This is a genomic window from Pannus brasiliensis CCIBt3594 (assembly GCF_036688125.1).
GTDB classification, from domain to species: domain Bacteria; phylum Cyanobacteriota; class Cyanobacteriia; order Cyanobacteriales; family Microcystaceae; genus Pannus; species Pannus brasiliensis.
In genome coordinates, this window is the sequence record NZ_JBAFSM010000066.1 from 1 (window position 1) to 23,833 (window position 23,833).

Below are 23,833 nucleotides of genomic sequence, written 5' to 3' on the forward strand. Positions count from 1 at the left end.
CTCCTGACTCCTGACTCCTGACTCCTGACTCCTGACTCCTGACTCCTGCCTCCTGCCTCCTGCCTCCTGCCTCCTGCCTTACGCGAGCGGATCGACTCCCATATCGATCACGGCGTTGCGTAACACGGTGATCTGTTGGCTGAAGTCGAGTTTCTCGATCGAGTTGAGGACGGCGTTCGCGGCCGGGGTCATCTTGTAGTTAGCGGGAACGGGAACGACGGCTCCCTCGTTCATCAGTTCCGCGAGTTGATACCAGAAGGCGAGTTTGGTGTTAACGCTCAAAATTCCGTAGGCGCGCGTGATCGGGGTATTCACTTTCCGAACGAGGTCGCGCATGGCCTGTAACTGTTCCTCGTGGGACATCGCTTTGATGCTCGTCAGTAATCCCTCGGCGAATTGTAAGCGGGCGGCTCCCGGAGCGGCCGGGGTGATCGATCGACCCATTTCCGTGTAGGCGAACCAGAGAACCGCTAGTTGATCGTCGGTGTTCAGGCTCTTGAAGAGAGCGGTGGTAGAGGGAACATCGATCGCTAGAGTGTTATAAGCGGGTGCGGTATAAACCATAGTTAGCCTCGAAAGTTGCTTATTCGTCAATCGGGAGACCGGAAAATCTCTCCACCCCTCTATTGTGTAACACGATCTGTAGAATTGCAAATAATTGTAACAAATACTTGACTTAGAGAAAAATCAATGATCGATTCCTCACAGGTGAAAGAAAAAGCGCTAGAATTCGGTTTCCATCGGGTGGGTATCGCCGCCGCCGACACGATCGACGAGGCCGTCCCGCGCCTACAACAGTGGTTAGCCTCGGGTTATCACGCCGGGATGGACTGGATGGCCAACCCGAAACGTCAGGATATTCAAGCCTGTCTGCCGGGGGTTCGATCGCTTATCAGCGTCGCGCTCAACTACTACACGCCCCACCCGCAGAGCGACGATCCCGAACACGGCAAAATCGCCCGCTACGCCCGCGGCCGGGACTATCACAAGGTCATGACCCGAAAACTCAAAGCCTTCAGCCGGTGGTTAGAATCCACGGGAGAGGAGGTACGAACCCGCTATTACTCCGATACCGGGCCGGTACAGGATAAAGTCTGGGCGCAAAGGGCCGGACTGGGCTGGATCGCCAAAAACGGCAACCTGATCACCCGCGATTTCGGTAGCTGGGTGTTTTTGGGGGAAATTTTAACAAATCTATACCTAACTCCCGATCGACCGCATACCGACCACTGCGGCACCTGCACGCGTTGTTTAGCGGCCTGTCCGACGGGGGCGATCGTCAATCCCGGCGTTATCGACGCGAATCGTTGTATCGCGTACCATACAATAGAAAACAGGGAAACAGCTATACCGAGCGAGATCGCCGAACGTTTGAGCGGATGGGTCGCGGGATGCGATATCTGCCAGGAGGTTTGTCCGTGGAATCAACGTTTCGCGCGGGAAACGGATGTGGCAGAATTTCAGCCTCACGCCGATAATCTAGCCCCCCGGTTAGACGAGTTAGCTACCCTAACCGAAGAGGAGTGGGATCGTCGTTTCACCTCGTCCGCCCTGCGTCGGATCAAAGCCCCGATGTGGCGGCGCAACGCTAGAGCCAATCTAGAGCGTCACCCTAATAGCCCGGATAGCCCGAACGATGTCGATTAAAGTAGTCGTGTTCGATTTTGATGGTACGATCGCCGATACCCACGATACGTTCGTGGAGATCGTCAACGGTTTAGCGGCTGAATTCGGTTATAAGCCCGTGAATTCGGAAGAGGTAGAGATCCTGAAAAATCTCAGTTCCCGCGAGGTGATCGAGCGCTCGAAGGTACCCCCGTTCTGGATTCCTTTCCTCCTCTATCGCGTGAAACGGGAATTTAACAAACGCATCGATCGCTTGGAACCGTTCGCGGATCTGCACTCCTGTCTGGCGAGTCTCAAGGAGAGGGGTTATACCTTGGGCATCATCACCTCGAACACGAGGGAAAACGTGACGACCTTTTTAAAAAAGCATCAATTATTCGATTTTTTCGATTTTATCTATTCGGGAACGCCTCTTTTCGGCAAACATAAAATTATCGATCGACTGATCCGCCAGAATCGTTTCCAGCTTTCCGAGGTGATTTACGTGGGCGACGAGACGCGCGATATCAACGCGGCGAAGAAAAGTAAGGTAAAAGCGATCGCCGTGGGTTGGGGCTTTAATTCCCCGAAAATTCTCGCCAAATTTCAACCGGATTACCTGATCCACCATCCCCGCGAGTTACTGGAAATTCTCGACAGTCCCGCCCTGCCCGTGAGCGGTTAGAAAACGGTTAGAATACGGGCGGTCAATTATCGTTTTCCGAGGAGCGCCATGCCCCGTCAAGATACCCTTTGGGAACAGTTCCTCAAGCCCGTCGTTAGCGCGCTGATCGATCGCCGAGAAATGGAAGACCTCGCTAGGGCTAGAGATTGGGAACGAGAGAGCGATCGCTTTCGACGCGAGAATTTTTCCTATCCCGATTACTATCTTTCCGAAAATTTTCACGGTATCGAGGGCGGTTATCTAGTTTTTAACGCCGCGCTGACCTACGATGCCGTTACCCGATACGCGTTGCCCCCCAACGAGGACTGGATACGACAGTCGGTTATCGAGGCCATCGGCGGACAACCGCGACGGATACTCGATCTCGGCTGTGGCACCGGTTCGACCACGTTATGCCTCAAAAAAGCCTTTCCCGACGCGGACGTGATCGGCTTGGATCTCTCCCCCTATATGTTGGCGATGGCCGACTATAAAGCCGAACGGGAGGGATTAACCCTGCAATGGCAACAGGGAAACGCCGAAAAAACCGATTTTTCCGCGTCCTCGTTCGATGTCGTCACCGCCTCCCTACTGTTTCACGAAACCCCTCCCCGCGCCTCGCGAAATATCCTTCGCGAATGTTTCCGTTTGCTGACACCGGGAGGACAGGTGATTATTCTCGACGGTAATCAGAAAATTCTCCGACAGACCGAGTGGTTAATGAATATTTTCGAGGAACCCTATATTCGGGACTACGCCAACGATAGCCTGGAAGCGTGGTTAGGGACGGCGAATTTCGTCGGGGTGCGGACGGAAGAGGTCTGGTGGGTGAACCAAGTTACCCGCGCCCGTAAACCCTTACCGGTGGAGGAAAACGAGATCGGTACCTTCGGGGAAGAATTTTCGATCGCCCTCTAACGTCACTTTTCGATCGAGAATCGGGCATAGTAAGAGTAGTTGGGATCGGGCCTCGATCGATCCCCCCGTACTACCACGATGACCTACCGCCGTATCATTATAGGAGACGTTCACGGACACTACGACGCGTTACTACGCCTGATGGAAGCGATCGCCCCTTCCGACAAAGAAGCCGTTTATTTTCTGGGGGATCTGATCGATCGCGGGCCGAACAGCGCTCAAGTAGTCGAGTTCGTCATGAAAAACCGCTACCGGTGTCTGTTAGGCAATCACGAACAGATGCTACTAGAGGTGCTGGGGGGCGGTCAAATACCCACGGGAGAACTGTTTCAAGGATGGCTTTATAGCGGGGGACACACGACCCTAGTGAGCTATAACCATAGAATTCCCCAAGAGCATATCGAGTGGATGAAAAAATTGCCGCTTTATCTCGATCTGGGCGATATCTGGTTAGTTCACGCGGGGGTACAGCCCGATCTCCCTCTAGAACAGCAAAGCTCGACCCAATTTTGTTGGGTGCGCGACGAGTTTCACAGCATGAGCGAACCCTATTTCCCCGACAAACTGATTATTACCGGACACACGATCACCTTCACCTTTCCGGGCATCGAGCCGGGACGTTTGGTATCCGGCGCGGGTTGGCTCGATATCGATACGGGAGCCTACCATCCCCATAGTAACTGGTTAACGGCATTGGATATCACCAATGGTCTCGTCTACCAGGCCAACGCGCGCGAGAAAAAAGTCCGGAAGCTCCCCCTCGAAGAAATCGTCACCCCGATCGATCCCTCGATCGTCCAGGCGAAACGAGCCTAGATCTCGCGCGCGAGGGAGATGGGGAGATTTTTCGGGGAAAAGGGAAAAGACTACTTTTACGCCCTTCCCCTTTACCCTACACCCTACACCCTTCCCTCCCGCCTCCTGCCTCCCGATTATTCCAATTTCTCCACGAGACGATCGATCTGGAAATACTCGCGCATCAATTCCCGGATACAATCGACTTTTACCTGTTCCTGTAAACGGACTTTCCCGAAGGCCCGATCGACGATCTCCACCGTGGTGAGGGTGTCGAGATTGACCGAGAGGATGGGAACTTCCAGATCCTCGGCGCGACCGAGAATCATGGGATCGGGAGAGATGTGACCGGTTAAAATCAGACAACTGGTAGACGTTTCTAGCGCGGCGAGTTGGAGATCCGCGCGATCACCCCCGGTGATCACCGCCATATTCTCCCCTTTCCGGAAATACTCTAACGCCGCGTTGACGTTCATCGCGCCGATCGCCAGACTTTCCACCATCCAGTCGAGTCGATCGGGCCGGCATAATACCCGCGCGTTCAATAAATGCACGATCTCGCGGACGCTGACACTCCGCAGGAGTTTACTCGCGGGAATCAACCCCAATACCTCGATCCCCCGCGATTGTAGGTAGGGAAGGAGGAGGGATTGGACTTCTTCGAGATTTTCCCCCGGAACATCGCTAATCACCACCCCCAACAGGGATCGATCGAGTTCCCGTTTCGCCTTGAGAAGACCGTCCACCAGTAACGGCGAGGCGTAACGAGCGACCAATAACACCGGGGACTGAAGAACTTTCGCCATCTCCGCCATCGCCAGATCGAAAATTCCGCCCTCCCAGAGCGTCCCGGCTCCCTCGATCAAGACGATATCTCCCTCGATGCCTTCTAGATAAGGGGCGATCGCTCTCTCGTAATCCCGATCGTCTTTTCCTTCCAGACGCTTGCGTACCGAGAGGTCATCGAGATACAACAGGGGAGAGCGACATCGATCGGGCGATAATCCCAGTAATTGACGGATAAATTCCACGTCCTCATCGACGATTCCCGTCTCGCCCGAACTCGGACAGGTGCCGATCGGTTTGCCGTAGCTCACCGTTAGGCCCCTCTCCTGTAACTGATAAGCCAACCCGACGATCGTTCCCGATTTGCCACTGAAGGGTTCGATCGAGCCGATCAGTAGAGACTTAGCAGTTTTGACCACGATTCGCTCCTTTTTTGTCTTGATACGCCGAGTTTATTCGTCGAATCGCAGGAGTTTCCGATAAAAACCCTGCGAGAAGTCGGCCGCTCCCAATTGTTTAAACGTTTTGATCGAGTCGATGAGATGGTCGATAAACTCGGAGTTACTAATGGTTATCTCGTAACTAAAGTCGGCCTGTCCTTCAAATTGTAAACGACAACGGGTTAATTCCGAGGGCAATTTCGAGACGTACCAGGAAGCGACGAAAGGGATGCCCGTACCGTTCTCGATATGGCGCCGGCCCTCTAGCGATCCCTCGCGATACAGGGTGATCGCGTAGGGGAGGACGCTGTGTTTATCCTTGGCGTAGTAAGGCATATACACGACAACATCGGCTTTATTCGCGGGTTCCAGATTATCGATATTCGTCATAGACCAACGAGACTCCGAGGGCTTCGATCGGGTTCGATCGCTATTGTACCCGAGAGAACGCGCCGGCTAGGATAGGGAAAACACGGGGAAAGACCCGCGGTTCGCCCGCGATCTCTCGGAAAATCGGGGCGAAGACAGCGGGAGCGCTCGGGATTTCCGAGGGATCGCGGGTCGGGAGTTCCGGTCCGGCGCGAGCATCGATCGCCGGAAAGCGCTAGGATATAGGGAGATTAAAGACGAGCGTCTTTTATCGCTTCAGTGAAGAGAAAAGTGATAGAAAGGGATATATCTTTACATGGAAGAATTTGATAAGTCAATATCCTTTGACGGAAGGGATATTCGGCTAAAGATAGGGCTGTTGGCCCCCCAAGCGGGCGGGAGCGTCCTAATCCAGTCAGGAGAGACAGCGGTTCTAGTGACGGCCACCACCGCCCCCGGTAGAGAGGGGATAGATTTCTTACCGTTAACGGTGGATTACGAGGAGAGATTATACGCGGCCGGTCGGATTCCGGGAGGATTCTTACGCCGGGAAGGCCGTCCCCCGGAGAAAGCGATCTTAACCGGCCGTCTGATCGATCGACCGATCCGACCCCTTTTTCCCTCCTGGTTACGGGACGATATCCAGATCGTCGCCACCACCCTCTCGATGGACGAGGAAGTTCCCCCCGACGTGTTAGCGGTCACGGGAGCCTCGGTCGCCGCGATCCTGGCGGGAATTCCCTTTAAAGGGCCGATGGCGGCGGTTCGCGTCGGTTTGGTCGGCGATGATTTTATCATCAACCCCACCTACAAGGAAATCCGTAACGGCGATCTCGATCTCGTGGTGGCGGGAACCCCGGACGGCGTGGTGATGGTGGAGGCCGGAGCGAACCAGTTACCGGAACAGGATATCATCGAGGCGATCGATTTCGGTTACGAGGCGGTACGCGACCTGATCGCGGCGCAGAGAGAGTTGATGGAAGAGTTGGGAATCCAACTGGTCTCTCTCGATCCGCCCCCCGTCAACGAGACGGTGCAGAACTTTATCAAGGAACGCGCGACGGAAGAGATCAAAAAAGTTCTCGCCCAGTACGATCTCGGCAAAAACGGACGGGACGAACAGTTAGAAGCGATCGAGGCTTCCGTGAAAGAAGCGATCGCCGCTCTCGACGACGAAGATCCCGTGAAAGTCTCCGCGAGCGAAGAACCGAAACTGGTGGCCAATCTCTTCAAAGATCTCACCAAAAAACTGATGCGCTCCCAAATTATCGAGGAGGGCGTTCGCGTGGACGGACGGAAACTCGATGAAGTACGCCCGATCTCCTGTCGGGTGGGTGTCCTGCCCAATCGGGTTCACGGAAGCGGCCTGTTCAACCGAGGGTTAACCCAGGTACTCTCGATCGCTACCCTGGGAACCCCCGGCGACGCGCAGGATCTCGCCGACGACCTCCATCCAGAGGATGAAAAACGCTACCTACATCACTACAATTTCCCGCCCTTCTCGGTCGGCGAAACCCGTCCCATGCGTTCCCCCGGCCGTCGCGAGATCGGTCACGGCGCGTTAGCGGAACGGGCGATCCTGCCGGTACTCCCCGAACAGGAAGAATTTCCCTACGTTCTCCGGGTGGTGTCCGAGGTGCTATCGTCTAACGGTTCCACCTCGATGGGGTCGGTATGCGGCTCCACCCTCGCGCTCATGGACGCGGGCGTTCCCATCAAAAAACCGGTGAGCGGCGCGGCGATGGGCTTGATTAAGGACGGCGACGAGGTACGAATTCTCACCGATATTCAGGGAATCGAGGATTTTCTCGGCGATATGGACTTCAAGGTAGCGGGAACCGAAACGGGAATCACCGCGCTCCAGATGGACATGAAAATCACCGGGTTAACGATGGACGTGGTAGCCCGAGCCATCCAACAGGCGAAACCCGCCCGTCAGCACATTCTAGAGAAAATGCTGGCGACGATCGATAAACCCCGCGCCGAACTCTCGCCCCACGCGCCGCGTCTGTTGACGATCAAGATCGATCCCGATATGATCGGTCTGGTCATCGGCCCCGGCGGTAAGACCGTGAAAGGTATCACCGAACAAACCGGAACGAAGATCGACATCGACGACGATGGAACCGTGACGATCTCCTCCACCGACGGCGAACAGGCGGAAAAAGCGAAGCGCCTGATCTACAACATGACCCGCAAGTTAAACGAGGGCGAGGTCTACGTCGGTCGCGTGACGCGCATTATCCAGATCGGCGCCTTCGTGGAAGTCCTGCCGGGGAAAGAGGGGATGATCCATATCTCCCAACTGGCGGAAGGTCGCGTCGGCAAGGTAGAGGATGAGGTCGCCGTGGGCGACGAAGTGGTGGTCAAAGTCCGGGAGATCGACGGCAAAGGTCGGTTAAACCTGACCCGACTCGGTATCCACCCCGATGAAGCCGCCGCCGCCCGCAAGGCCGCCGCGTTAGCCTAAGAAGGTAGGAGTCAGGAGGCAGGAGACAGGAGGTAGGAGTCAGGAGTCAGGAGTCAGGAGATTAATTATCTTGATAATCCCCCTCACCTCCCTCACCCTCCTCATCTCCCTTATCTCCCGCGTTACCCGAAAGACAATTTAATACTCTATAGGGCTGGCGATCGATCGAGGATTTCCAGCCCTACTCATCGCCGAAAAATTTTTCGAGAATAACATTCGATAATAACAAAGGACACCCCGATCGCTCCCCGTTCACTCATGACCGGCAATCATTACCAAACCTTAGAGATCGGCGCGAATTCCACGGCCGAGGAGATTAAACAGGCGTATCGGCGATTAGCGAAGCGATTTCACCCCGATCGACAGACGGACAGCGCCAGTCACGAGAGAATCGTCGCCATTAACGCCGCTTACGAGATTCTCGGCGATCCCCAACGCCGTCAACAGTACGACGAACAATTAACCGCCCACTCTCCCGCGACGAGACAGAGACGCGCCGCCGAAGCCCAAAAAAGCTACAACCGCGCTCGCGAGGCGCGACAGGATGACGAGATCCTGGCGGAACAATGGCGGGACAAGACCTACAGCCCGATCGATCGCCTGATCGGCCAGATTATCCGTCCCCTGAACAAACAGATCGACGCGCTTTCCGCCGATCCCTTCGATGACGAGCTAATGGGGGATTTCCAGCGGTATTTAGAAACCTGTCGGCAGAATCTCGATCGGGCGCGAACGATTTTCTCCGCGCGCAAAAATCCCTCGAAAATGGCGGGAGTAGCGGCCGCGCTCTATTACTGTCTCAACCATCTCGGCGACGGTCTCGACGAATTGGAAACCTTTACCTATAATTACGACGATCGATCGCTCCACACCGGAAAAGAAATGTTCCGTCTCGCCAATCGCCTGAAAACCGAAGCCCGCGAGATGGTGGGCAAGAGTGGCGGGAGATGAGGGAGATGGAGGGATGGGAGAGGTGAGGGAGATGAGGGAGATGGGGTGTAGGGTGTCGGGAGATGGGGAGTGGGAAATAAATAGATAATTTCGGGACAAAATCGAGAGTTTTGAGAAAGTTATTCCCTACACCCTACACCCTTCCCTCCTGCCTCCTGCCTCCTGCCTCCTGCCTCCAAAACAAATTAGTCACTCGCGAGGAAAAAATACGAAAATAGATAGAGAATAATTCCATCCCTTGAACTTGACCCCCGATGACAGACCGACAATCGCGGATAACTAGGATTTCTATGGCTAGAGACTCTGACCTCGCTCCCCTGCCCCCCGCCGTCCAACGCGCCGCCAGTATTCTCATGCAACAGGGGCGTATCGGTTTCTGGGCGCAAATCGTCCTCGGTGTCATCTCCGGGGTTTTACTGCTCATCGCCAGCGCTAGTTTAATCGGCGCGAAACAAAGAACGAACGGGATCGAGATCGGGGTTTTATGCGCCATCGGCGGGGCGTTGTTTCTCGTGGTGGCGATTTACTTCTCCTCGCGCTATATGAAGATCTCCCGCCAGATGTTGCGGGGGGACGAGATGAGCCGTCCCCGGAAAGCGGACACGATCCAGCTAATCCGTCAGGGATTGATCGCCAATATTGTCGGGATGTTCCTGACGATTTTAGGCGCGCAGGCGCTCGCGGGGATCGTTCTGATCAAGTCTCTGAACGTGCCGCAGGGGACTTTTAATGTCGGTTCCAATCCGACTCAATTCGTTAATTCCGTGGATTTATTAATCGTGCAAGCGAATACGAACACGATTCTGGCGCATTTTACCGGGATCGTCACCTCTCTATGGCTTTTGAACCGGATCACGTCGAAATAAACCATGCAACGCACCCGATTGAACACGCTGGCCGATTCCGCCGGCGATCGATTGAACCGGTTTTTTAGTAATCCGTGGCGACGCTTATCGCTACAGGTGATCAGTCTACTTCTCGGGGTGTTTATCGGTCAGGCCGTCTCCACTACCGCGGGACAGGCCGGAAAGTGGGATATCCCTTCCGCGGGTCTCTTGCTTATTTTTACGGAACTGATCAGCCGTTTTTTCTATCGAGATAATCGGGGGCGTGGCCGTTTTTCCCTGTTTTGGGAATCGCTCAATCTTTTAAAAATCGGCATCACGTACAGTTTATTTCTCGAAGCGTTTAAATTGGGATCTTAGAGAAAACTAGCTAAAAACTGGCGATCGGCGTAAAAATGAATTCAAATTGTATGTTCGCTTCTTTTCACAAGATTAAGATTATCGCGATATCCTCACGATAGATGTTTTCCGCTCGCTCTATCCGTTCATTCTATCTGCAAAAAAGCGGCTCTAAAGTTTACAGGAACCAAAAAAACGCTATTAATATAGCACTTAAAGTCGCCGCAAAAATTAAAGCGTATTCTAATTTTTTGCTAATAATCCCAATCACAAAAGTAACGGCAATGACCAATAAAAATAAACCGATATAAATAATATTCTGCGCTCCCGAATCGACTAAAGGGGCGTTGTTCGGGAGGGGAGAGGGTTGGGGGGTGGGGACTTGAGAGATTGACAAGAAATCTAGCATGGACAGTATCGATCGCGCGTGTTTTCCCGAATCGACAGGGACGGTTATCCACCCTAGCATAACGCGGTTCGGGAACGACGAAAACCGTTAAGATGATAGCGGGACCCGCGAGAGATATGAGGGTGCCGCTTTTCGCTACCCCGACGCGCCCGTCGATCGATCATGACTAGCCTAGAACTGATCCTGTACGCTAAACCGGATTGTCATTTATGCGAGGGATTGCTCGAAAAACTCGAAAAAATCCGCCGGCCGGAATGGTCGATCGAGATCCGCGATATCACCACCCGCGAGGACTGGTTTAACGCCTATCAATACGAGATTCCCGTCCTCTGCCAGAAATTACCCGACCGCGAACGTCCCCTCCCCCGTCTCTCCCCCCGCGCGGGCGCCGAACAGTTAGCCAAGCTGTTAGAGAAGCATTTAGAGTGAGGGGGGAGGCGGGAGGTGAGGGAGAAAATCGTTATTATTTCGTCTATTTTTATTATTTTTATGAATTAGTTCATTTTTATTACTTCCCCATCTCCCCTATCCCCCCATCTCCCCATCCCCTCACCCCGCTAGTGTTAACGCTTTTTTTATAATTGAGATAGAAAGACCCGATCGAGTTCTGTCCGGATTGAACCGGCCGCCTAACCACTGAAACCGATAAGGAGATAGCGATCGATGCCCTCGACTGATTATAAAGATTATTACGCCGTGTTAGGAGTCAGTAAAACCGCTTCCGGGGAGGAAATTAAAAAAGCCTTCCGCAAATTGGCGGTAAAATACCATCCCGATCGCAATCCTAACGATAAGGCCGCCGAGGAAAAATTTAAAGAAATTAGCGAGGCTTACGAGGTACTCTCCGATCCCGATAAACGTCAGAAATACGACCAATTCGGTCAATACTGGCGGCAAACGGGTCAGTCGGGTTGGCCGGGTGGCGCGGGAAATGTCGGGGTCGATTTCGGGGGCGCGGGCTTCGATTTCAGTCAGTACAATACTTTCGAGGATTTTATTAACGAACTCCTCGGCCGGTTCGGCGGGCCGTCGGGAAACACCAGCCGGAGCTATAGCTATCGAAGTTCTAGTTCGTCGGGGACGGGATTTAACGATTTTAGTAATTTTAACGACTTCGCGACGTCGCGTTCCGGACAGACGGCCGGTCGATCGAGCGATCGCGAGGCCAAGATCCAACTCACCTTTTCCGAGGCCCTGCGCGGGGTACAGAAACGGGTGAGCGTGGCCGGAGAGACGATCGATATCAAGATTCCCGCGGGATCGAAAGCGGGAAACCGTCTCCGGGTGCGGGGGAAAGGACAGGCCGATCCCTACACCGGCGCGAGAGGCGATCTCTACCTGATTGTAGAACTACAACCCCATCCGTTCTTTTCCTTCGAGGGGGATAACTTGGTCTGCGAGGTTCCCGTCACTCCCGACGAGGCCGTTCTTGGAGCCTCGATCGAGGTTCCCACCCCGGACGGCCCGGTAACGGTGAAAATTCCGGCGGGGATTCGATCGGGCCAGTCCCTCCGCTTACGGGGCAAGGGATGGATCGAGCGCGAGGGGAAACGGGGCGATCAGTTAGTGAAAATCGTCATCGATACCCCGAAAGACCTCGCTTCCGTCGAACGCGAACTGTACGAGAAAATCCGGGCGAATCGGACAACCGATCCCCGTCGCGCCCTCGCGGGGATTAAACTGTAGAACCGAGTCGTTTCGCGGCGAGCGCGATGCCGATCGGGAAAATCCGGTGTTCCTGCACTTGAATCCGCGCGTGGAGACTCTCGGCCGTATCGTCGGGGAGGACGGGAACGGCGGCCTGAACGAGAATCGGGCCGCTATCGACCTCCGCGCTGGCGAGATGGACGGTACACCCGGAGATCGTCACCCCGGCCGCGAGAGCCTGTTCGACGGCGCGCACTCCCTTGAAACTGGGTAGAAGACTGGGATGGATATTGATCACCCGATCGGGGAACGCGTCGAGGAGTACCGGGGTGACGATCCGCATCCATCCCGCGAGAATCGTCCATTCTACCCCGTAATCGCGCAGGAACCGGACGATCGCCCGATCGAACTCCTCGCGATCGGGAAATTTCCGGTGATCGAGGAAAACGGTGGGAATTTTCGCGCGATCGGCTCTCTCTTTCACCTTGGCATTGGCTTTATTGTAGATTAACACCTGGATTCGGGCGTTGAGTTGCCCGGACTCGATCGCTCGCACTAGGGCTTCAAAATTCGTGCCACTGCCGCTGGCCATCACTCCCAACGATAACGGCTTTTCTAGAGCCAAGTCCCCCGCGGACAGGGGAGGGGAGACGATACCGGACAAGAAATTCTCGGAAACTATCATGAAGGGGTGTCGCTTTCTCTATCGCTACCTCGATCGTCGCATAGATCCCGATCGCCGGAAGAAAAATGTAAGTATTTATTAGACTTCTCGCGGGATTCCGGATTTCTAAATCCAGGACGGACATCCGCGCCCGAACGCTCGCCCGGCGGGAATTCGTCGCGACACGAATCCGGAAAAATGGTATAAGCTAGAGGGGGCGAATTTCCGCCGCGAGAGCGAGCTTTTTCCCGGAATCGAGATGTCTTTTAGCGTTATTCCCGAAGGCGAGGAGCGAAAGGTAGAACCGGTCAATAGCGCCGCGATCGATGGCGCTCCGATCGCCTATATCGTGGTTCTCGCCGCGATCGTCACCACTCTATCTTTTATCCCTTTCTCGATCGTTCTCGCGTCCGGGGGCAGTATGCCCCTCAGTCAAGGCATTTTTCCCCTCGTCGGTTGGTTACTCGGGCCGGTCGCCGGGGCGACCGCGAGCGGGATCGGTACGCTGATCGGCGCGTTTCTCGCTCCCTACACGGCGGGAATTCCCCAATTATCGATCCTCGGGGCGATCCTCGCGAGTTTCGTCGCGGGATCGATGGTAATCGGCAAAAAACGCCGCGCTTGGTGGTTCTGGTTGGCGATCGCTTTTCTCCTCCCCCTGTATATTTACGCGAGCCGGGCGATCGGGCTGAACGGGATTTCCCCCCGACTGTTTATCGCTGGCGCGTTCGTGGATCTGTCGGGCTTGCTTTTATGGATTTTACCCACCCGAACCCTTTTCGCCCGTTTTATTCACAGTCCGAATCTAGGGCTAGTGGCGATCGGACTCTTCGGCGGAACTTGGATGGCCAGCGGCCTCTCCCATCTAGGACTCGTGGCGATCACCTACTCGATCTTTAACTGGCCCCGCGAGGTCTGGCAATTCTTGGTTCCCGTTGTCCCCGTGGAAAATCTCGTTCGTTCCGGGGTCGGTACGGCGATCGGCGTGGGCGTGATCGCGGGATTGCGGGCGATCGGCTTAGTAAAACCGAGAGAGGCGATTTATTAGGAGAGGGTATGGAAATTATCGCCAGTTTAGATAAAGTCTCGTATCTCTATCCCGAATCGCCCGATCTCGTTCTGAAAAATATATCTTTAGATATTTACAAAGGCGAATTTCTCGGCATCATCGGCCCCACCGGCGCGGGAAAAACCACCCTCTGTCTCACCCTCAACGGTATCGTCCCGCAGTTCTACGGGGGGCGTTTTTTCGGCTACGCGACGGTAGCCGGTCTCGATACTTTACGTTATCCGGTCAGTACCCTCGCGGGCTACGTGGGGGCGGTTTTTGAAGATCCGGAGACGCAATTACTGGCCACTTCGGTGGAAAACGAGATCGCGTTCACCCTGGAGAATCTGAAAGTACCGAGAGAGGAAATTCTCGATCGAATTCCCAAGGTGTTAGCGGCGGTACGTTTGCGGGGGATGGAGAAAAAATCGCCCGCGGAACTTTCCGGGGGACAGAAACAACGGTTAGCGATCGCCGCCGCCCTAGCCGTTCAACCCGCTTTACTGATCCTCGATGAACCCACCTCGCAACTCGATCCGGTCGGTTCGCGGGAAGTGTTCGCCACCCTCAAGGAAGTGAACCGCGATCTGGGCATCACGATCGTCATGGTGTCCCACGCGTCGGAGGAAATGGCGGAACAGGCCGATCGGATCGTACTACTTCGGGAGGGAGCGATCGAGGCGATCGGCACTCCCGCGGAAATCTACGCGCGGGCCGAATCCCTGGAAAAGTACGCCCTACGTCCCCCGCAAGTGGCGAAAACCTTTGACCTGATTTCCCGTCGGGGAATCCCGATCGAAAGCGTTCCCGTGACCTTAGACGCGGGATTCGAGCGTTTACGGGAAGTAAAACCCTATTACCGTCCCCCATCTCCGAGATTCACCGCGGAACCCGATCGAGCGAAATCCGAACCGATTCTCTCGATCGAAAATCTCTCCCATACCTACCCGGACGGAACGATCGCCCTAGAAAACGTTTCTCTCGACATTCACGAGGGAGAGTACCTGTTGATCGTCGGTCAGAATGGCGCGGGAAAAAGTACCCTCGTCAAACATTTCCTGAATCTTTTACAGCCGACGCGGGGACGGCTATGTATTGACGGAAGATCGATCGAGAGTTTTTCCGTGAGCGATCTGGCCCGTTCGATCGGTTATGTCGCGCAGAATCCGGACAATCAGATCTTTAACACCAGCGTCGAGAGAGAAGTTTCCTTCGCGCTCACCAATCTCGGCTACGATTCGAGACTCGTCGAACAACGCACCACCGATAGTCTAGCGGCGATGGGACTTCTAGGGGTTCGATCGGCCCATCCCCTCTCTCTCCCGAAAGGCGATCGGGCCCGGGTGGTGATCGCGGCGATTCTGGCGATGGAACCGCGGATCGTCGTTTTCGATGAACCCACCACCGGGCAGGATTATCAGGGCGCGCGGGCGATTTTAGAGGTTAGTCGTCAATTACACGAGATGGGCAAGACCGTTATCGTCATCACTCACCATCTCTACCTAATGCCCGAGTACGCGCGGCGGGTCATTATTATGGGCAAGGGGACGATTTTACTCGACGCGCCGATCCGCGAGGCCTATCATCAGGTCGATCTATTAGCGGAAACCTATCTAACCCCCCCGCAATCGGTCTTACTCGCGCGCGATCTCGAACGTCTCTCCGGACAACCGGCCCCCCTCCTTACTCCCGAGGAAATCGCCGATTGTTTTCAAAAAAGTAGGGTGTAGGAGGCAGAAGGCAAAATGCAAACTTTTAACTGGCAAACGGTCGATCGAACTTCACCCTTCACCCGTCTAGATTTCCGGACGAAACTGACGATGATGATCGCGATCACCCTGATCGCGTTCACTTGGGAGAGTCCGATCGCCGGGGGAATTCTGACGCTGATCGTGGCGATCGCCTGTCTGTTCGCGGGGGTGAAGTTGAATTATCTGGCGACGATTTTAAAATTCATGTTGCCTTTCTATCTATTCCTGTTAATCACGATGGGCTTTTTTAATATCGATCAGGTGAAAGCGTTGACGGGGAAAAAGGAATTAACGACCCTGCTGACGATCGGCGGCGCGAAGATGAGCGTGGAGGGAACGCTGTACGGCTTGAATATTATTTGTAAAACGTTGACGATGATTTTTGTGATTCCGTTGGTGATTTTTACCACCGACATCAATCAGATGATCGTGAGTTTAACCAAGGCGAGAATCCCGTATAAAATTGTTTTCATTTTCTCCTCGACGTTACGGTTATTTCCGTTACTCGCGGAGGAAACCCGATCGATCATCGATGCCCAACGCCTGCGGGGATTGGCGATCGAGAAAATGGGATGGATAAAAAAAGCGAGAGTCTACGCGACGATCGCCGTTCCGTTGATTTTAAACGCGATGGCGAAATCGCAGAAGTTAGAGGTAGTTTTACAATCGAAAGCCTTCTCCGGAGATCCCGATCGAACCTTTTTACACGAGTCGGTATTGACCTCGATCGATTATCTAATGATCGGCTTATTCTTACTCTTGTTATTCGGGGCGATCGTTCTCTATTTCGGGTGGGGAGTGGGAAAATTTCCCTGGTTATTGTATTAACCCGTTCTTCGCCGGGGCGTTTAGGGTGTCTGTAGCTTGACATCGCTGAAAAAATCGCGATTTCGCCGCTTCACGCGAGAGTTTCGCGTCCCTCGACGTTCATTAGCGAAAAGGGCCGATCGACAAGGCTTCCAGAAAGCGGGGCGATCGGCAGGAGAGAATCAGAGGGTCGATTTGCCGATCCCGGACCCGATCGAGGGTCGGTCTGTTGGCAAGATTCGCTATGATCGGAATATTTCCAGAGGCTCGACTTTTATGGCGGTTAAAAAAGAATTCAGCAGTTTTCAAGACCTACTCGACAATAGCCCGATCCCGGTATTGGTCGATTTCTACGCGACCTGGTGCGGTCCCTGTCAGATGATGGCCCCCATTCTCGAACAAACGGGGCTATATTTCAAAAATCGCCTGCAAATCGTCAAGATCGATAGCGACAAATACCCCAATATCGCCAACCAGTATCAGGTTCACGCCCTGCCGACCCTGATGTTATTCAAAAACGGTCAACCGATCGATCGCGTCGAGGGAGTCTTGCAGGCCGATCGCCTGATCCAACATTTACAGGGTCTATTGTAAGATATGTCCTGAAGACCATCTAGGACGAAAATTTATGGCGAGAGCGATCTGGAACGGCGCGATCCTGGCCGAGAGCGATAATTGCGAGGTAGTCGAGGGAAATTACTATTTCCCCGCGGATTCCATCCGTTCGGAATACTTTAAACCCAGCGATACCCATACTACCTGCTCCTGGAAAGGTGTGGCCAGTTACTACACGATCGCCGTGGACGGACAGGAAAATAAAGATGCCGCCTGGTATTACCCCGATCCGAAGGAGAAAGCGAACAATATTAAAGGCTATATCGCTTTCTGGCGCGGGGTAAAGGTGGAACGATGATCGCGATCTATCCGGGCAGTTTCGACCCGATCACTTTGGGCCATCTCGACATTATCGAACGGAGCGGGAACCTATTCGATCGGGTGATCGTCGCCGTCCTCTCCAACCCCAATAAAACTCCCCTGTTTACCGTCGAGAAACGTATCGAACAGATCCGCTACTGTACGAAACATCTTCCCAACGTCGAGATCGATAGTTTTTCCGGGCTAACCGTGGAATACGCCCGATTACGATCCGCGAACGTACTCCTGCGGGGATTACGCGTTCTCTCGGATTTCGAGAAAGAACTCCAGATGGCGCACACGAATAAAACCCTGTGGGAAGGGATCGAAACGGTTTTCCTCGCTACCGCGAAAGAGTATAGTTTTTTAAGTAGTAGCGTGGTTAAAGAGATCGCCCAGTTCGGCGGATCTGTCTCCCATCTCGTCCCGGAAAATGTTTCTAGAGATATTTACTTATATTACAGTTAAGATACAAGCAATTTAGTACGGTCTGAGATTATGGCGCGCCGAAACCCGAACGATCGAGAGAAATCAGCCCGGAACGTTGCCGATCGAGGCGATCCCAATCTATCCGCCGATTTCGATATCTATCAAGATCTGGCGCGTCTTCAAGACCTGATTTTCGAGAGTTATCACGTCCCGATGACCCGGTGGACGCTGATCGACGAGGGACAAGTATCCGAACAGATCGAGATCATCTACGAGACGGTTCCCGAATCGGTACAGAAAGCGCTGGCACTATTAGAAAAAGAGCGGGAAATCCTCTCGGAAGCGGAAGAATACGCCGCTAGACTCGTGCGATCGGCCCAACAGCGCGCGGCGCAAATTCTCGACGAGTCCGGCATTATCCAACAGGCGGAACGTCAGGCGGCGCAGATCCGCGAACAGGTACGTCAGGAATGCGAGGCCGCCCAACAACAAACCCTCTCGGAAATCGAGCGGATGCGTCAGATGGCGGTTCAGGAATTACAACAACTCCGTCAACAAACCGTCGCGGAATGTCAGGAGATTCAATCCGGGGCCGATGAATACTCGGAACGGGTATTAGGCGATCTCGAACGGCAGTTAGGGCAAATGCTCCAGGTCGTTCGGAACGGTCGTCAACAGGTCAGACATCAACCCACGAACGGGAAAACCCACCTAAACGAGCGACACGAGCGACGGGCGTGATCCCGATACATCCGTCCGGAATTCAAAAATTGTCGTGGGGCTAGGGAGACAGGAGCCAGGAGTCAGGAGGCAGGAGAAAGAATCAAGAAGATTATAGCTATAAATTTCAAAAAACCCTTATTTATCTTGTACAATTCCAGTTTTTGAAGTTTTAGACGATCGAAAACGAATTGTGCGAGAGGTCGCCGATGTTCCGAACGTAAAGAGCGGGGATACGGGCGCGGGAAAAGGGGAAGGGGAAAGGGAAAAGGCTATTTTTCATCCTTTCACCCTGCCTCCCGTCCCCGATCGAAATTAACGAATCTGTTCCTCGCGTCGATCGATCACGATCACGTCCGGTTCGTTCACGATCGCCGTCCGGCCGGTATCGCCGGTCGATCCCGTCACCGGCGCGTCATAAACGCCGAAATTGCCGATATGACCCCGGTTCAAGATCGCCTCGGCGCGCCGGATCTCTTCTTCCGTCCCCCGCACCATGACCAGGTAATCGCCGGCCGCCACCCGATCGCTATAGAAACGCGCCCGATCCTCGGGAATGCCCAGGCCGATCAGGGAACCGACCAGACCCCCGGCCGCCGCCCCGATCGCTCCCCCGGCCAGAGTGGTCGCCAATACGGTCGCCTCGGCCCCGGCCACGACCACCGGCCCGATGCCGGGGATAGCCAACGCGCCCAACCCGACCAGTAGACCGGTGATCCCGCCGAGCGCGCCCCCGGCCACGGCTCCCGTGGCCGCTCCCTCACCGGCCCGATTCTCGACGCTCTCTCGCGCGTCCACCCCGGCGATATTCCCGGAGCGGTTCGCGTCCCGGGCGATCACCGACACGCGTTCCAACGGGAAACCCGCGCTCCGAAGCGCGTGGATCGCGCTTTCCGCGTCCGCCCGACTCGAAAACGTTCCCACCGCTCTTTTCTCTCGATCGCTTTCGGAATTCATAATTCTCCTGATTCGATAGTAAAGGAACGACCTCTCGCGCGATCGAGTCGATCGGGAAAGGTCTCCCGGTTTTCTAGCTTGAAATATCGAAAATCCAGCTACTTTAAAAGGTGATTCCGTTACAACTCTCGCTTGTATCCGCCGGATTTCGAGATCGCGGACTTTCCCCCGTTTTAGGTGGCTTGATGGGTGATTAATCCCCAGATAAAGATCAACAAGATCGCGCCCAGGACGGCGAAGAGAATACTGCCCAGGCTTAAGGCCCCCACGCTGGCCCCGGCGGCCGAGGAGCTTCCCAAGAGAACCTGACCGAGATAGCCCCCGACGATCGCCCCGAGGATACCCAGCCCCGTGGTGGCGATAATCCCGCCTCCCTGACGGCCCGGATAGATCAGCTTGGCGATCGCTCCCGCGATCAATCCCAACAATAGCCAAGCGATAATATTCATTTCTTTATTCTCCTAACTAAACGCGTTTTTTAGCTCATTTACTCTAAGTATGCAGAAAAATCAGGGACGGATTCTTCTTTCCGAAGAAAGAACTCGCTCGTGTCCATAGTCAGATTTTCTCGCGCTTCCCTACCCGAAAAAATCTCTTTTTACTGCTACGATACGGGGTGATCTATCCATCGAACTCTACGCGCAAAAAACAGTATATTTCTGCTGGAACGCGTATAGCCGTCGGAAGATTTCCGAATCTCTTTTTCCTTCTCCGGTCGGATGTTTAGTGGTTCGGAAAATCTCTACAATCAAGATAACTCAGCAATAAAAATTTAACAAATGCTTACCCATCACAAAAGAGGAAAAATCGCGTTGATTTCCGTTCACGGCGATCCCGCGGCCGAGATCGGCAAGGAAGAGGCGGGCGGACAGAATGTTTACGTTCGGAATGTGGGCGAGGCTCTGGCCCGTCAGGGGTGGCAGGTAGATATGTTCACCCGTCAAAGCGATCCGGAGCAGGAAAAAATTATCGAACACGCGCCCGGTTGTCGGACGATCCGCTTACCGGCGGGGCCGGCGGAATTTATCGATCGAGATCGTTTATATCCCTATTTACCGGAGTTCGTGGAATCCTTTTTAGAATTTCAAAACCGAACCCGAACCATTTATCCGCTCATCCATTCTAACTATTGGTTATCCGGTTGGGTGGGCTTACAATTGCGCCGGCGACAACTCTCGAAACTGGTGCATACCTATCACTCTCTCGGCGCGGTGAAATACAAATCCGTCAGCGCGATCCCGATCGTCGCCACCACCCGGTTGAACGTGGAGAAAACCTGTCTGGAAACCGCCGATCGGATCGTCGCCACCAGCCCGCAGGAAAAAGCGCACATGAGAGCTTTAGTCTCCCCCCACGGCAATATCGAGATCATCCCCTGCGGGACGGATATTCACCATTTCGGATCGATCGATCGCGCGCGGGGACGGGAATTTCTCGGTCTCGATCCCGATATCCCGGTAATTCTCTACGTCGGTCGCTTCGACCCGCGCAAGGGTATCGAAACGCTGGTTAGGGCGGTAGATCGATCGAGCGCGCGCCGGTCCGGGAACTTTCAACTGATTATCGGGGGGGGGAGTCGTCCGGGACAGTCCGACGGCAAGGAACGCGAGCGGATCGAGAGTATCGTGCGGGAGTTAGGATTGGCGGATAATATCCGGTTCCCCGGCCGTCTCGATCCCGCGACACTTCCCTACTACTACGCGGCGGCCGATGTCTGCGCGGTTCCCAGTCATTACGAACCGTTCGGATTGGTGGCGATCGAGGCGATGGCCTGCCGAACCCCGGTGATCGCCAGCGACGTGGGGGGATTGCAGTACACGGTCGTCGATGGGGAAACCGGCCGGCTCGTTCCCGCGAAGGATGAGGAGAAGTTCGCGGAAGCGATCGACGAGATCGTCTTGAATCCCGGCCGACGCGAGGAAATGGGAGAAAACGCCCGATCGAGAGTGGTCGATCGATTCAGTTGGGACGCGGTAGCCACGCGATTAGACGCGCTCTACACCTCCCAGATCCGCAAACTCTACCGGGAATTTTTCTTCGCCCGCGAGGCCGGGATCGCCGAAACCCTGGAGTCCGCGAAAATTTCCTGATCGATCGTCGCGATCTTCCGAGAGTATTCGGACAGAAGAAATGTAGACAGATTCTTCTGTCTTTTTTTTGTCTAACTCAACTTTTGACAACGAGAAATACCGATTTAGTTAGAAGCGTTCTATTCTTCTTTTGCTCCACAATTTAGATAGCTCGATCAGGAGACTCATAATATGTACTTGATGAAAATTAGAGATTTTAATCCCGATTACAGAAATGAAATTTTCGGGGGCGACGATATTATCGGCTACGATGTTTACGCCGATGTCAACAACGAAAAAATCGGCTCGGTTCACGATATTCTCGTCGATGAATCCGGCCGTTTACGCTATATCGTGATCGATACGGGCTGGTGGGTTTTCGGCAAAAAAGTGTTACTGCCGATCGGTTGCTGTCGGATCGATTACGCCAAACACAATCTCTACGCGTTAGGGTTCACCAAAGAACAAGCGGAAGCCCTACCCGATTACGACGATGAAACCCTCGTCGATTACGAGTACGAGGAACGCGTGCGCGATCGCTATCGTCCGGTCGAGTCCCGGCCTCCCGCGCCGATTCCCAAAGACACCTATACCTACGAGCGCGATCGCGACCTCTACCACGCCCCCGCGGAAGATCGCGACCGTATCCGACTCTACGAGGAACGCCTCGTCCCCGGCAAACACCGTCAGAAAACGGGCGAGGTAACGGTGGGGAAAACCGTGACCACCGAGACCGCGCGGGTGTCGATCCCGGTAGAGAAAGAACAGGTCGTCGTCGAGCGCCGGACACCGAGCGAGGCGGGACGAACGGTAACGAATGCCGAAGGCGCTTTCCAAGAAGGGGAAGTCGTCCGGATGGACGTGTACGAGGAAACCGCGGACGTTCGCAAAGAAACGGTTCTCCGGGAGGAAGTGAGCGTCAAGAAAGAGGTGAAGCAGGACACGGTAACGGCGGAAGATACCGTCCGCCGCGAGGATATCGAGGTGAATTCCAACGGTGAACCAGTCATCCGTCAAGATCGCGCGCCTCAAGATCGAACCGTCCGTCCAGATCGCTCGCCCGACGATCGAACCGTCCGTCATTAATCGTTCCCTGTCCCCCTTTACCCCTCCCCGATTCCCATGTCAGAACCGAACCACCACGATAACAACGGCGAAAAGATTATTCCGTTATACGAGGAGAAACTGCGGGTCGAGCGATCGAGACGGAAAGTGAGCGAGATCGTTATCCGCAAGGAGATCGAGACGGATATCGTCGAGGTTCCCCTATATCGGGAGAAATTGATCGTCGAGCGTGTCGCGGACGGAACGACCCGTCTGGCAGAGATCGCGATCGGGGAGACGCGGCTAACGGGGGACACCGGGGAAGCGAGATCGATCGTTACCGCCGAGTTTACCGATCTACATCTGGCGGCGGAGGCGTTGAAAAGTTTCGCCCGGCAGGAGCGATCGGGCGCGCCGCGGGTTCGCGTGCAGTTACTGTTCGAGAACGAGAGCGATCGGGCGCTCTACGGCGCTTTTCTAGAACGATGGACGAAACATTGAATCGGTTCTGAAAATAGCGGGTAAGGGGGGAGGGTCATCCCTCTTCCCTCCCCTCAGAATCGTCGAGTGTCGCGAATTTTAAGATTGATTATAATATAGAGCTTGTTTTAGAAGAATGGAAAGAACGGGCGATTGATCGATGATCACTCGATCGGATGGGCGACTAGGTAAGTTCTTAGTTCGGTTTTCGTCACGCGATCGAATTCGGGAGTCATTCTAAAAATCTCCAAAGTCCATCACGATATATCTCTAACTTTACCCCCCATTTTCTCGTAGCCCGGACATCGGAGAAAAAAGGAAAGTAGACAATCCGAAACCCGTTCACCCGTCCTTCGAGGCTTGCGATCGTTTCCATTGTTGCCGCATCTGGCGATAATCGTCGTGACTCTCTGGCGGGAGAACTTGCAAAATCTAGTCCTCTGAAGCGTGTAGAAGCGTTATCTCGTAATTTTCCCGAAATGCAACCGTATTGGGATGATTTTTCCCTAGTGCTTGTTCGGCGATCTGAATGGCTTGTTGAGAGTAAGAAATCGCCTCCCCGTACCGTCCGGTTGAATAGTACAATCCCGCCAGATTGTTCAGGCTAGTGGCGACATCGGGATGCTCCTCTCCCAACAATCGTTTCCACATCTCCAGAGCCTGTCGGAAGAGAGGTTCCGCCTCCCCGTACCGCCCGGTTGAATAGTACAA

General features: G+C 54.3%; 28 protein-coding genes. 20 read left to right on the plus strand and 8 right to left on the minus strand.

Features of this window, described 5'->3' with window-relative positions; translation table 11 throughout:
* Positions 1-78: 78 nt before the first annotated feature.
* Positions 79-564 (minus strand): orange carotenoid protein N-terminal domain-containing protein, encoded by a 486-nt coding sequence (locus V0288_RS22345; RefSeq protein ID WP_332867395.1) that lies wholly within the window; start codon positions 562-564, stop codon positions 79-81.
* Between the two features lie 126 nt (positions 565-690).
* On the opposite strand from V0288_RS22345, the gene queG reads away from it, so the two are divergent.
* The 4 genes from queG (at position 691) to V0288_RS22365 (ending at position 4,003) form a co-directional block, all read left to right on the plus strand.
* Positions 691-1,647, plus strand: a complete 957-nt coding sequence (gene queG, locus V0288_RS22350; protein ID WP_332867396.1) for a tRNA epoxyqueuosine(34) reductase QueG — start codon at positions 691-693, stop codon at positions 1,645-1,647.
* On the plus strand, positions 1,637-2,290 hold the full coding sequence (locus V0288_RS22355) for an HAD-IA family hydrolase (RefSeq protein ID WP_332867397.1): 654 nt from the start codon (positions 1,637-1,639) through the stop codon (positions 2,288-2,290). The genes queG and V0288_RS22355 overlap by 11 nt, the downstream gene beginning before the upstream one ends.
* Before the next feature lie 48 nt (positions 2,291-2,338).
* Positions 2,339-3,187 (plus strand): class I SAM-dependent methyltransferase, encoded by an 849-nt coding sequence (locus tag V0288_RS22360; RefSeq protein WP_332867398.1) that lies wholly within the window; start codon positions 2,339-2,341, stop codon positions 3,185-3,187.
* 78 nt (positions 3,188-3,265) lie between these two features.
* A complete protein-coding gene (locus V0288_RS22365) occupies positions 3,266-4,003 on the plus strand; it encodes a metallophosphoesterase family protein (protein ID WP_332867399.1) in 738 nt (245 codons plus the stop codon).
* A gap of 116 nt (positions 4,004-4,119) precedes the next feature.
* On the opposite strand, the gene V0288_RS22370 is transcribed toward V0288_RS22365, so the two are convergent.
* Together V0288_RS22370 and ebsA are read right to left on the minus strand one after the other, a co-directional pair.
* Positions 4,120-5,187, minus strand: coding sequence for a phosphotransacetylase family protein (locus V0288_RS22370; protein WP_332867400.1), 1,068 nt, complete (start codon positions 5,185-5,187; stop codon positions 4,120-4,122).
* A gap of 33 nt (positions 5,188-5,220) precedes the next feature.
* The gene (ebsA, locus tag V0288_RS22375) at positions 5,221-5,598 is read right to left on the minus strand and encodes a type IV pilus biogenesis protein EbsA (protein WP_332867401.1); all 378 of its coding nucleotides are present in this window, start codon (positions 5,596-5,598) and stop codon (positions 5,221-5,223) included.
* 295 nt (positions 5,599-5,893) lie between these two features.
* Between ebsA and V0288_RS22380 the strand changes: the two genes are divergently transcribed.
* The 4 genes from V0288_RS22380 to V0288_RS22395 all read left to right on the plus strand — a co-directional run bounded on the left by V0288_RS22380 (position 5,894) and on the right by V0288_RS22395 (position 10,203).
* Positions 5,894-8,047 carry a polyribonucleotide nucleotidyltransferase gene (locus V0288_RS22380; RefSeq protein WP_332867402.1) on the plus strand — a complete coding sequence of 718 codons (2,154 nt, stop codon included), beginning with the start codon at positions 5,894-5,896 and terminating at the stop codon, positions 8,045-8,047.
* Between the two features lie 258 nt (positions 8,048-8,305).
* Positions 8,306-8,998, plus strand: a complete 693-nt coding sequence (locus V0288_RS22385; RefSeq protein WP_332867403.1) for a J domain-containing protein — start codon at positions 8,306-8,308, stop codon at positions 8,996-8,998.
* Positions 8,999-9,252: 254 nt separating this feature from the next.
* Positions 9,253-9,864, plus strand: coding sequence for a DUF3611 family protein (locus V0288_RS22390; protein WP_422662050.1), 612 nt, complete (start codon positions 9,253-9,255; stop codon positions 9,862-9,864).
* Between the two features lie 3 nt (positions 9,865-9,867).
* Positions 9,868-10,203 carry a DUF565 domain-containing protein gene (locus V0288_RS22395; RefSeq protein ID WP_332867405.1) on the plus strand — a complete coding sequence of 112 codons (336 nt, stop codon included), beginning with the start codon at positions 9,868-9,870 and terminating at the stop codon, positions 10,201-10,203.
* Positions 10,204-10,360: 157 nt separating this feature from the next.
* On the opposite strand, the gene V0288_RS22400 is transcribed toward V0288_RS22395, so the two are convergent.
* Positions 10,361-10,591, minus strand: coding sequence for a hypothetical protein (locus tag V0288_RS22400; RefSeq protein ID WP_332867406.1), 231 nt, complete (start codon positions 10,589-10,591; stop codon positions 10,361-10,363).
* A gap of 162 nt (positions 10,592-10,753) precedes the next feature.
* Here V0288_RS22400 and V0288_RS22405 point away from each other — a divergent pair, with 162 nt between their 5' ends.
* Together V0288_RS22405 and V0288_RS22410 are read left to right on the plus strand one after the other, a co-directional pair.
* A complete protein-coding gene (locus V0288_RS22405; protein WP_332867407.1) occupies positions 10,754-11,020 on the plus strand; it encodes a glutaredoxin family protein in 267 nt (88 codons plus the stop codon).
* Between the two features lie 234 nt (positions 11,021-11,254).
* Positions 11,255-12,277 (plus strand): DnaJ C-terminal domain-containing protein, encoded by a 1,023-nt coding sequence (locus tag V0288_RS22410; RefSeq protein WP_332867408.1) that lies wholly within the window; start codon positions 11,255-11,257, stop codon positions 12,275-12,277.
* Here V0288_RS22410 and purN read toward each other — a convergent pair.
* Entirely contained in the window at positions 12,267-12,923 is a 657-nt protein-coding gene (gene purN, locus V0288_RS22415) for a phosphoribosylglycinamide formyltransferase (RefSeq protein WP_332867409.1), read from the minus strand. The two genes, V0288_RS22410 and purN, sit on opposite strands and share 11 nt — an antisense overlap.
* A 238-nt stretch (positions 12,924-13,161) precedes the next feature.
* Between purN and V0288_RS22420 the strand changes: the two genes are divergently transcribed.
* From V0288_RS22420 to V0288_RS22450, 7 genes are all read left to right on the plus strand, one after another.
* Positions 13,162-13,950: an ECF transporter S component family protein gene (locus V0288_RS22420; protein WP_332867410.1), complete on the plus strand. Its 789-nt coding sequence runs from the start codon at positions 13,162-13,164 to the stop codon at positions 13,948-13,950.
* Between the two features lie 8 nt (positions 13,951-13,958).
* The gene (locus V0288_RS22425) at positions 13,959-15,680 is read left to right on the plus strand and encodes an ABC transporter ATP-binding protein (protein WP_332867411.1); all 1,722 of its coding nucleotides are present in this window, start codon (positions 13,959-13,961) and stop codon (positions 15,678-15,680) included.
* A 15-nt stretch (positions 15,681-15,695) separates the two neighbouring features.
* The gene (locus tag V0288_RS22430) at positions 15,696-16,529 is read left to right on the plus strand and encodes an energy-coupling factor transporter transmembrane component T family protein (RefSeq protein WP_332867412.1); all 834 of its coding nucleotides are present in this window, start codon (positions 15,696-15,698) and stop codon (positions 16,527-16,529) included.
* 255 nt (positions 16,530-16,784) lie between these two features.
* The gene (gene trxA / locus V0288_RS22435) at positions 16,785-17,102 is read left to right on the plus strand and encodes a thioredoxin (RefSeq protein WP_332867413.1); all 318 of its coding nucleotides are present in this window, start codon (positions 16,785-16,787) and stop codon (positions 17,100-17,102) included.
* A 34-nt stretch (positions 17,103-17,136) separates the two neighbouring features.
* Positions 17,137-17,421 carry a DUF427 domain-containing protein gene (locus V0288_RS22440; RefSeq protein ID WP_332867414.1) on the plus strand — a complete coding sequence of 95 codons (285 nt, stop codon included), beginning with the start codon at positions 17,137-17,139 and terminating at the stop codon, positions 17,419-17,421.
* The gene (coaD, locus tag V0288_RS22445) at positions 17,418-17,891 is read left to right on the plus strand and encodes a pantetheine-phosphate adenylyltransferase (RefSeq protein WP_332867415.1); all 474 of its coding nucleotides are present in this window, start codon (positions 17,418-17,420) and stop codon (positions 17,889-17,891) included. Before V0288_RS22440 ends, coaD begins: the two co-directional genes overlap by 4 nt.
* Before the next feature lie 30 nt (positions 17,892-17,921).
* A complete protein-coding gene (locus V0288_RS22450) occupies positions 17,922-18,593 on the plus strand; it encodes an ATP synthase F0 subunit B (RefSeq protein WP_332867416.1) in 672 nt (223 codons plus the stop codon).
* A gap of 294 nt (positions 18,594-18,887) precedes the next feature.
* Here V0288_RS22450 and V0288_RS22455 read toward each other — a convergent pair whose 3' ends face one another.
* On the minus strand, positions 18,888-19,529 hold the full coding sequence (locus V0288_RS22455) for a general stress protein (protein WP_332867417.1): 642 nt from the start codon (positions 19,527-19,529) through the stop codon (positions 18,888-18,890).
* Between the two features lie 173 nt (positions 19,530-19,702).
* Complete coding sequence (locus V0288_RS22460) at positions 19,703-19,978, minus strand: GlsB/YeaQ/YmgE family stress response membrane protein (RefSeq protein WP_332867418.1); 276 nt, start codon at positions 19,976-19,978, stop codon at positions 19,703-19,705.
* Positions 19,979-20,308: 330 nt separating this feature from the next.
* Between V0288_RS22460 and V0288_RS22465 the strand changes: the two genes are divergently transcribed.
* From V0288_RS22465 to V0288_RS22475, 3 genes are all read left to right on the plus strand, one after another.
* On the plus strand, positions 20,309-21,619 hold the full coding sequence (locus V0288_RS22465; protein WP_332867419.1) for a glycosyltransferase family 4 protein: 1,311 nt from the start codon (positions 20,309-20,311) through the stop codon (positions 21,617-21,619).
* A 171-nt stretch (positions 21,620-21,790) separates the two neighbouring features.
* The gene (locus V0288_RS22470) at positions 21,791-22,684 is read left to right on the plus strand and encodes a DUF2382 domain-containing protein (protein WP_332867420.1); all 894 of its coding nucleotides are present in this window, start codon (positions 21,791-21,793) and stop codon (positions 22,682-22,684) included.
* 36 nt (positions 22,685-22,720) lie between these two features.
* Positions 22,721-23,143 (plus strand): DUF2382 domain-containing protein, encoded by a 423-nt coding sequence (locus V0288_RS22475; RefSeq protein ID WP_332867421.1) that lies wholly within the window; start codon positions 22,721-22,723, stop codon positions 23,141-23,143.
* Positions 23,144-23,554: 411 nt separating this feature from the next.
* Here V0288_RS22475 and V0288_RS22480 read toward each other — a convergent pair.
* On the minus strand, positions 23,555-23,833 hold a 279-nt coding region (locus V0288_RS22480; protein WP_332867422.1), incomplete at its 5' end, for a tetratricopeptide repeat protein.